The organism is Mesorhizobium sp. M8A.F.Ca.ET.021.01.1.1 (assembly GCF_003998025.1).
Lineage (GTDB): Bacteria > Pseudomonadota > Alphaproteobacteria > Rhizobiales > Rhizobiaceae > Mesorhizobium.
This window is the reverse complement of record NZ_RZSJ01000233.1, coordinates 1-8757: the sequence shown is the minus strand read 5'-3', so window position 1 is coordinate 8757 and position 8757 is coordinate 1. Positions and strand designations below refer to the sequence as shown.

Genomic DNA, 8757 nt, shown 5'->3' with positions numbered 1-8757 from the left:
CCATAATCCATGACGAGATCACGGGTGATGCCGTTCTCGTGCAGCTTGAAGCTGATCCGGTATTCCGGCACTTCCTCGCCGTTCTGGGTGCTGTCGTCGAAATAGGCGATGTCGACCGGCCAATATTTGTCGGCGGCAAGCTTCGCCAGTGCCGGCGCTTCCGGATCGGCCTTGTCGGCCTCGGTCTTCTTGCCGACGACAACCGTGGTCGTCATCACCTTGTTGGCGTCCTCCGAGCCATCGAACAGGTTGGTCTGGTAGAAGTTTTCGCCTTTTTCGGCCTTGCCGATCAGCTCGACCAGATGTTGGGTCGGGAACTGGGTGGCAGCGAGTTCGAGACTATTCTTCTCCGGCTTGTCGATATCGACCTTCAGGCCCTTGGCATTCTTTGTCGCGACGCCCTTGACCTCCTTGTCGAGGTTCTGGTCGACGAAGGACTTCGTCACGAAGGAAAACATCTTGCCTTCCGCGTCCTCGAACGTGGTGGTCTGCTGGTCGGTCAGCTTCGTGTTGTCGTTGGTCGCGATCTGGGTGACGAAACGGAATTTCACCGTATAGCCTTCGCAGGCCGAGCCGTTGAACTCGTAGACCATGCGGCCGGTGATGCCGGTGATGCCGGAGCGATCATCCGCCTTCTTGAGGGTGAGATCGTAGACGGCGCGATGCGCCTGCAGCGCCGGTACGGCGAAAGCGGAGCCCACGGGGAACAGCGCCGACAACAGAACGGCGTGGAATGCAAGGCGCGTTGCGCGCATGAGGTACTCCAATCGTCGCGGCTGATGGCAGGCCGCAGGGAAAGATGGTCCAGCTTAAAAAAAGTCGTGGCGGAAGCGAGGCAAAAATAGCAATTTCGGCCCGGCCAGCGCGGCACCTTCCAGCAATAGGGAAAAGCAATGAGTGAAACAATCGAAAAGCGGCTAAGTGATCTCGGCGTGACGCTTCCTGTTGCCGCCGCGCCCGCCGCCAACTACGTGCCCTATTGCAGGACCGGCAACCTGCTGTTCACGGCGGGACAATTGCCGCTCAAGGACGGCAAGCTGCAGGCGAGCGGCCTGCTTGGCCGCGACATCGACACGGCAAGCGGCAAGGACGCGGCGAAATACTGCGCCATCAACATCCTGGCGCAAGCCAAGGCGGCACTTGGCGACCTCGAGAAGATCCGCCGCCTGGTGAAGATCACCGTCTTCGTGGCGTCGGCCCCCGATTTCGTCGAGCAGCATCTGGTCGCCAACGGCGCCTCCGATTTCCTGGTTGCCGCGCTCGGCGAAGGCGGCAAGCACGCACGCTCCGCCGTCGGTACCGCCTCCCTGCCGCTTAATGCCGCGGTGGAGATCGAAGCGGTCTTCGAAGTCGAATGAGTGAAGGTGCAGACATGACCGACCTCTCCTGGCTGACTGCCCGGCCGGTTGCCCATCGCGGCTTTCACGACATGAACAAGACGCGCTGGGAAAACACGCTTTCCGCCTTCGCAGCCGCGGCCGAGCGCGGCTACGCGATCGAATGCGACGTGCATCTTTCGTCGGATGGCGTTCCCATCGTCATCCATGATGATGATCTGCAAAGGTTGACCGGGAAGGACGGGTTCGTCTGGCAACGGAGCGCCGCCGAACTTACCGCGCTCAAGGTTGGCGGCACGGCGGATCACGTGCCGACGCTGCAGGAAACGCTCGACCTGGTCGACGGCCGTGTACCCATGGTCGTCGAGCTGAAAGGAACTCCCGGTCGCGATGAAGGCCTGGTGGCACGCGTCGGCAAGATGCTGAAGCGCTACAAGGGCAAGGCTGCGATCATGTCGTTCGATCACTGGCTGATCCGCGATTTCCCCAAACACGCGCCCGGCATTCCAGCTGGATTGACCGCCTATGGCAAGGACGCCAAGCTGATCGAAGCGCATTTCTCCATGCTGGCGCACGAGCTCTCCTTCACCTCCTACGCCGCCGGCGATCTGCCGAACCCGTTTGTCAGCTTCGTGCGCGAAAAGCTCAAAATGCCTGTCATCACCTGGACGGTCCATGACCAGCCGGCGGTCGACCTGACCTTTAGATATGCCGATCAGATGACGTTCGAAGGCTTCGAACCCGACTTGGTCAAAGTCGCCTGAAGAGGGTGCCCGAAACGTGACTTGTAGCGGCCCGAATGGAGCTTAAATAAGCCTCATGGATCAGGGCGACGACGGCGACGGACAAACGGCGAATGCGGACTATGCGATCCGCATCGCCGCCGGTATAGGCGCCTTTACCTGCGATGAATGGAATGGCTTTGCCGGGACCACGCGCGGCGACGCGGAAGTCGGCTATAACCCGCTGGTTTCATTCGCTTTTTTGAGCGCTCTGGAGGATTCCGGCTGCGCCGTTCGGCGCACTGGCTGGCAAGGCCATCACCTGCGGCTGGAGACTGCGCGAGGCAGGCTGCTCGGTGCGGTTCCCTGCTATCTCAAGTCGCACAGCCAGGGCGAATATGTGTTCGATCATGGCTGGTCGGATGCCTTCGAGCGCGCCGGCGGCCGTTACTATCCCAAACTGCAGAGTGCCGTGCCGTTCACGCCCGTCACCGGCCCTCGCCTGCTGGTCGGCAAAGGCGAGGATCAGGATGCAGTGAAGGCCGGCCTTGCCGCCGGGCTCAAAATGGTGACCGACAAGCTCGGCGTATCCTCGGCACATGTCACTTTCGCGCAGGAGAGCGACGTCGCGACGCTTGAGGCTGCGGGCTTCCTGCATCGCACCGACCAGCAATTCCACTTCTTCAACGAAGGCTTTTCCACCTATGACGACTTCCTCGCCACGCTTGCCTCGCGCAAGCGCAAGGCGATGAAGAAGGAACGGCGCGAAGCGCTCGCCGATGGCATCACGATCGACTGGCTCACCGGCAAGGACCTGACCGAAAAGGCCTGGGACGACTTCTACGCCTTCTACATGGACACTGGCAGCCGCAAATGGGGCCGCCCCTACCTGAACCGCCAGTTCTTCTCGTTGATCGGCGAACGCATGGCGGACGACATTCTGCTGGTGATGGCCAGGCGCAACGGGCGCTACATTGCCGGCGCCATCAACTTCATCGGCTCCGATGCGCTCTACGGCCGCAATTGGGGCTGCATCGAGGACCACCCCTACCTGCATTTCGAGGTCTGCTACCACCAGGCCATCGAGTTCGCCATCGAACGCAAGCTGAAGGTGGTCGAGGCGGGTGCGCAAGGCGAACACAAGCTGGCGCGCGGCTACCGGCCTGTGACCATGCATTCGGCGCACTACATTGCCCACCCCGGCCTGCGCAAAGCGGTCGCCGATTATCTCGGGCGCGAACGGCGCGAGGTGGAGCGGATGGGCGAATATCTGGAGGAGCATACCCCGTTCCGCAAAGATCTCGAGGAATAGCCGGCCTCATCGCGCGCTCGTCGAGGCCGGCATGGTCGATCTCGATCGATCTCCCCGCAGCTTCGTCTTGCCGCTCGGAGGCGGCTTCGTTACACCGGACGGCAAAGGCACACTCCGGAGCGTTCGCCATGACTGAGGCCTATGACACCGACAACATCTTCGCCAAAATCCTGCGCGGCGAAATACCCTCGCACCGTGTGTACGAGGACGAGGCTGTCGTGGCTTTCATGGATGTGATGCCGCAAGGACCAGGCCATACGCTGGTGGTGCCGAAAGCGCCGTCGCGCAATCTGCTCGACGCCGAGCCCTCGACATTCGCCCTCCTTTTCACGGTCGTTCAGAAAGTGGCACAGGCGGTCAGGAAGGCTTTCAATGCCGACGGCGTCACCATCATGCAGTTCAATGAGCCTGCATCCGGACAAACCGTCTATCACCTGCATGTCCATGTCATCCCGCGCTTCGACGGCATCCCCCTGAAACCGCACACGGGCCCGATGGAGAATCCGGAAGTGCTGGCGCGGAACGCAGACAAGATCCGCGGCGCCCTCCAGAGCGGATTTTAATCCTTTATAAACCGGCAGATCATGGTGTCGCCTGTATTACAGCCTGCGATTACTTTGTTCATACCTTTGCAAGCCTTTCCGGGGCATGTTTTCGCGGAGGACGGGCGATGCGGGATATTTCGGAAACTTTAGGCAGGCAGCCTGGCGCCAGCGCGAGCGGCGCCTTCGTGCATCTTTTGGCCGAATCATTTTATCGCCACCGCGCTATTCATGCGGTCGCCCTGTTTACACACGGACTAAGTTTCATGATTGGCGCCCGGGTCGGCATCCGGCCGGATTTTGGACTGCTTGTCGAATACGGCTTCTACCTGGGGGTGTATTCCTGGGTTGTCGGATGTGTCTACGCGGCATTCCGCCTGTTATGGCTGGCCATTGTCGACGGCGCCACCTCGCCGCTCCGTCTTTTCCTGAATTCATTCTGGGAGTTGCTGTCTGATCGAAGGCGCATCGCCAACGGCGTGAACGGGCTGGTCGCGATCATGGCTTTTATATCCGGCTTCACGGTACTGAAAGGAGCGATCGCGTTGCTGGCGCCTTTCTCCTGGGACCAAGCCTTTGCACAATTCAGCGTCGGCCTGCATTTCGGCCGCCCTACTTACCAATGGGTCTGGTGGATCGTGGAAAGCCCCCTGGCCGTTCATTTTCTCAATCTTTGTTACAATCTTTGGTTCGTGGTGCTGCTCTCGGCGATCTTTTCAAGCGTCGCGGCGGCTCGCGATTCCCTGCTGCGACATCAGTTTCTGCTCAGCTTCATGCTGGTCTGGCTGATAGGCGGCTTCGGCATTGCCCTGATATTCTCATCGGCCGGCCCTTGCTATTACGCCAGGCTCGGCCTTGGCGATCTCTATCAACCGTTGATGGACGCACTTCAATCGGCAAATCGGCAGTATCCGATCTGGGCCCTTTCCCTGCAGGACAGGTTGTGGGACGGTTATCAGGGTTTGCCTTCGGGCAGCATGGGCATATCGGCATTTCCCTCCATGCATGTCGCGTCGGCCGTGCTCATTGCCCTCTATGCGACCAGGCTATCGGTCAGCCTTGGCACTTTGATGTGGATATTCGCGGTGCTCATCATGCTCGGTTCGGTGGTCCTTGGCTGGCACTATGCCATTGACGGCTACGCCGGCGCGCTTGTTGCCCTTGCGATCTGGAAAATCACCGGCGCGGCGTTGTCCCGGGCGGACGCAAGAACTATTACCGTTTTGGAAGAGCTGTCCGGCCTCGGCGCGCTGCCACTCATTTGTTTAACGCCGCAACCGGCCGATGGCCTGGCCATGGACGACGGCGCTTATCCACGCCAAATCATTTGCGGACAATTGGATCAGGAAGACCGGAGCGCCGCAAAAGCCGGATCCGAAAGCCTCTGAAACGCCGTTGGCGCCACCACTCCCTTCAGAAACTGCTGGCGGATCGCATCCGCGCATTGCCCGACACCGAGGCGTGACGTATCGACTTCCAAATCATACACGCCAGGCCGGTGCACTTCTCCCTGCCACAGGCGTACAGGCAAAGGCACGGGATCACCGGGCGCGCCGGTAACGTAGTTCCCGCCCGCGGCGCTGGCGGCGCGCCTTTCCATGATGACCTCGATCGGGCAGCGAACGCCAACAAACAGGACCGGCAGGCCGGCGAGCCGCCTCGCGCAATCGGCCAGGATGTGGAGCGGTTTCGAATAAGCGTCGTGGTGGCCGACATCCGCAACGACATTCAGCCCCAATCGACTATGCGCCGCGATCGATTCATAGAGGGCCGCATAGAAGCGCGGCACGAAAACTTCCAGATCGGGCCGCTCGCCGCCAGGGCGCAGGCCTATTCCGGGACGATATCGCGGCGGCGTGATCTGCTCATAGCTGTCAACGCCAAGATTCATCCATGGACCGTCAAAGCTCTCCCCGATGGCCTCGGCTATACTCGACTTTCCCGAACGCGGCGCGCCGTTGAGGATGATGATTTGCCCGGCCACGCGCCACCTCATTGTTCCCATGAAAAAAGCCCCGTTTCCGGGGCTTTTTTCGACTTTCGCCAGGCTCAGCCCTTTCTGGGCAGTTGCGGCACAAGGCTGCGCTTGCCGCCGTCCTTGCCCTTAGGCTCCGGCTTCTGCGCCACGACCTTCTTTGCCGCAGGCTTCTTGGCCACCGCCTTGGGCGGCTTCGGCGCGTCTTCCGGCTCTTCCTTCTTGGGCTTCACCGGCGCCTCGTCGGCGAGCGATTCGAGCTTCAGGCCGGTCTCGCCGGTTTCCTTCTTCTCGACGGTGACGCGCACCGTTCCGCCCTTCTTGAGCTTGCCGAACAGCACCTCGTCGGCCAGCGGCTTCTTGATGTGCTCCTGGATGACGCGGCCGAGCGGCCGTGCACCCATGCGCTCGTCATAGCCCTTGTCGGCGAGCCAGGCGATCGCATCCGGCGACAGGTCGAAGGTGACGCCACGTTCGGAAAGCTGAGCTTCCAGCTGCATGACGAACTTCTGCACCACCTGGTGGATGACCGGCACCGGCAGCGAGCCGAACGGGATGATCGCATCGAGGCGGTTGCGGAATTCCGGCGTGAACAGCCGGTTGATCGCCTCGACATCGTCGCCTTCGCGCTTGGTCGAACCGAAACCGATCGCCGCGCGCTGCGCATCGGATGCGCCCGCATTGGTGGTCATGATCAGGATGACATTGCGGAAGTCGATCTGCTTGCCATTGTGGTCGGTCAGCTTGCCGTGGTCCATAACCTGCAACAGAATGTTGAACAGGTCCGGATGCGCCTTTTCGACCTCGTCCAGCAGCAGCACGCAGTGCGGATGCTGGTCGACACCGTCGGTCAAAAGGCCGCCCTGGTCGAAGCCGACATAGCCGGGAGGCGCGCCGATCAGCCGCGAGACGGTGTGGCGCTCCATATATTCCGACATGTCGAAACGGATCAGTTCGACGCCGAGCGAGGCGGCGAGCTGCTTGGCGACTTCCGTCTTGCCGACACCCGTTGGCCCAGAGAACAGGTAGGAGCCGATCGGCTTCTCCGGTTCGCGCAGACCGGCACGTGCCAGCTTGATCGCCGAGGTCAACGCGGTGATGGCGGTGTCCTGGCCATAGACGACGCGCTTGAGCTCGATGTCCAGGCCCTGCAGCACCTTCTCGTCATCGGCCGAAACCGTCTTCGGCGGGATGCGCGCCATGGTAGCGATCGTCGCTTCGATTTCCTTGATGCCGATCGTCTTCTTGCGCTTGGCTTCCGGCACCAGCATCTGCGAGGCGCCGGTCTCGTCGATCACGTCGATCGCCTTGTCCGGCAGCTTGCGGTCGTTAATGTAGCGCGCCGACAGCTCCACCGAGGCCTTGATCGCCTCGTTGGTGAACTTCACCTTGTGGAATTCCTCATAATAGGGCTTCAGGCCCTTCATGATCTCGATGGCGTCCTCGATGGTCGGCTCGTTGACGTCGATCTTCTGGAAGCGTCGCACCAGCGCACGATCCTTCTCGAAGAACTGACGGAATTCCTTGTAGGTGGTCGAACCGATGCAACGTATTGCACCCGACGACAGAGCCGGCTTCAACAGGTTCGACGCGTCCATCGCGCCGCCCGAAGTCGCGCCGGCGCCGATCACCGTATGGATCTCGTCGATGAACAGCACTGCGCCCGGATAATCCTCGAGCTCCTTGACGACCTGCTTCAGCCGTTCCTCGAAATCGCCGCGATAGCGCGTGCCGGCCAAAAGCGTGCCCATGTCGAGCGCGAAGATGGTGGCATTGTGCAGCACTTCCGGCACGTCGCCCTCGACGATGCGCTTGGCGAGGCCCTCGGCGATCGCCGTCTTGCCGACGCCGGGATCGCCGACATAGAGCGGGTTGTTCTTGGAACGGCGGCACAGCACCTGGATGGTGCGGTTGATCTCGCTCTCACGACCGATCAGCGGATCGATCTTGCCGGCCTTGGCCTTGTTGTTGAGGTTGACGCAATAAGCGGTCAGCGCGTCCTGCTGCTGCTTCTTCTTGCCGCCTTCCTCCTGCGGTTCGGCGCCGTTCTGGCCGCCCTGCTCGTCATCTGCGCCGCGCGGCGTGCGGTTCTCCGACGCGCCCGGACGCTTGGCGATGCCATGCGAGATGTAGTTGACCGCGTCGTAGCGGGTCATCTGCTGTTCCTGCAGGAAATAGGCGGCATGGCTTTCGCGCTCGGCGAAGATGGCGACGAGCACGTTGGCACCCGACACTTCCTCGCGGCCGGATGACTGCACATGGATCACCGCGCGCTGGATCACGCGCTGGAAACCGGCCGTCGGTTTGGAATCCTCATCGTAGCCGGTGACCAGATTGTCGAGCTCGGTATCGATGTAGGTCAGAACGGTATGCTTCAGCTCGTCGAGATCGACGTTGCAAGCGCGCATGACGGCGGCCGCCTCGGTGTCGTCGATAAGCGCGAGCAGCAGGTGTTCAAGGGTTGCATATTCATGGTGCCGCTCGTTGGCGAGCGTCAGCGCTTGATGAAGCGCCTTTTCCAGGCCTTGGGAGAAAGCCGGCATGTTACCTCACTTCTTCTCCATCACGCATTGCAGCGGATGCTGATTCTGTCGGGCGAAATCCATGACCTGGGACACTTTGGTCTCGGCCACCTCGAATGTATAGACCCCGCACTCGCCCACTCCATGATTGTGAACATGAAGCATGATGCGTGTGGCGGCTTCGCGGTCCTTCTGGAAAAAACGTTCCAGCACGTGAACCACGAACTCCATCGGAGTGTAGTCGTCGTTGAGGATGAGGACCCGGTAAAGGCTGGGCTTCTTGGTCTTGGTTTTGGTGCGCGTGATAACGGCCGCGGGACGGCCGTTATCACGCGCACCAAAACCCA

The 8757-nt window shown here is 61.0% G+C and carries 9 protein-coding genes; 5 read left to right on the top strand and 4 right to left on the bottom strand.

Going from position 1 to position 8757, the window contains the following annotated elements; all coding sequences use genetic code 11:
* Nucleotides 1–755 (bottom strand): cell envelope integrity EipB family protein (locus EOA36_RS18735; RefSeq protein WP_127278901.1); only part of this gene is annotated, 755 nt, incomplete at its 3' end.
* Nucleotides 756–893: 138 nt separating this feature from the next.
* On the opposite strand from EOA36_RS18735, the gene EOA36_RS18730 reads away from it, so the two are divergent.
* The 5 genes from EOA36_RS18730 to EOA36_RS18710 all read left to right on the top strand — a co-directional run bounded on the left by EOA36_RS18730 (nucleotide 894) and on the right by EOA36_RS18710 (nucleotide 5301).
* Nucleotides 894–1358, top strand: a complete 465-nt coding sequence (locus EOA36_RS18730; protein WP_127278900.1) for a RidA family protein — start codon at nucleotides 894–896, stop codon at nucleotides 1356–1358.
* 14 nt (nucleotides 1359–1372) lie between these two features.
* The gene (locus tag EOA36_RS18725; RefSeq protein WP_127278899.1) at nucleotides 1373–2101 is read left to right on the top strand and encodes a glycerophosphodiester phosphodiesterase; all 729 of its coding nucleotides are present in this window, start codon (nucleotides 1373–1375) and stop codon (nucleotides 2099–2101) included.
* A gap of 55 nt (nucleotides 2102–2156) precedes the next feature.
* Nucleotides 2157–3371 carry a GNAT family N-acetyltransferase gene (locus tag EOA36_RS18720; RefSeq protein ID WP_127278898.1) on the top strand — a complete coding sequence of 405 codons (1215 nt, stop codon included), beginning with the start codon at nucleotides 2157–2159 and terminating at the stop codon, nucleotides 3369–3371.
* Between the two features lie 128 nt (nucleotides 3372–3499).
* Entirely contained in the window at nucleotides 3500–3934 is a 435-nt protein-coding gene (locus EOA36_RS18715) for an HIT family protein (RefSeq protein ID WP_127278897.1), read from the top strand.
* Between the two features lie 107 nt (nucleotides 3935–4041).
* Nucleotides 4042–5301 (top strand): phosphatase PAP2 family protein, encoded by a 1260-nt coding sequence (locus EOA36_RS18710; RefSeq protein WP_127278896.1) that lies wholly within the window; start codon nucleotides 4042–4044, stop codon nucleotides 5299–5301.
* Here the strand turns inward: EOA36_RS18710 and EOA36_RS18705 are convergent.
* From EOA36_RS18705 to clpS, 3 genes are all read right to left on the bottom strand, one after another.
* Complete coding sequence (locus tag EOA36_RS18705) at nucleotides 5256–5897, bottom strand: chloramphenicol phosphotransferase (protein WP_245464402.1); 642 nt, start codon at nucleotides 5895–5897, stop codon at nucleotides 5256–5258. The genes EOA36_RS18710 and EOA36_RS18705 overlap by 46 nt on opposite strands.
* Before the next feature lie 65 nt (nucleotides 5898–5962).
* Nucleotides 5963–8431 carry an ATP-dependent Clp protease ATP-binding subunit ClpA gene (gene clpA, locus EOA36_RS18700; protein ID WP_127278895.1) on the bottom strand — a complete coding sequence of 823 codons (2469 nt, stop codon included), beginning with the start codon at nucleotides 8429–8431 and terminating at the stop codon, nucleotides 5963–5965.
* Nucleotides 8432–8437: 6 nt separating this feature from the next.
* The gene (clpS, locus tag EOA36_RS18695; protein WP_245464403.1) at nucleotides 8438–8716 is read right to left on the bottom strand and encodes an ATP-dependent Clp protease adapter ClpS; all 279 of its coding nucleotides are present in this window, start codon (nucleotides 8714–8716) and stop codon (nucleotides 8438–8440) included.
* Nucleotides 8717–8757 lie beyond the last annotated feature (41 nt).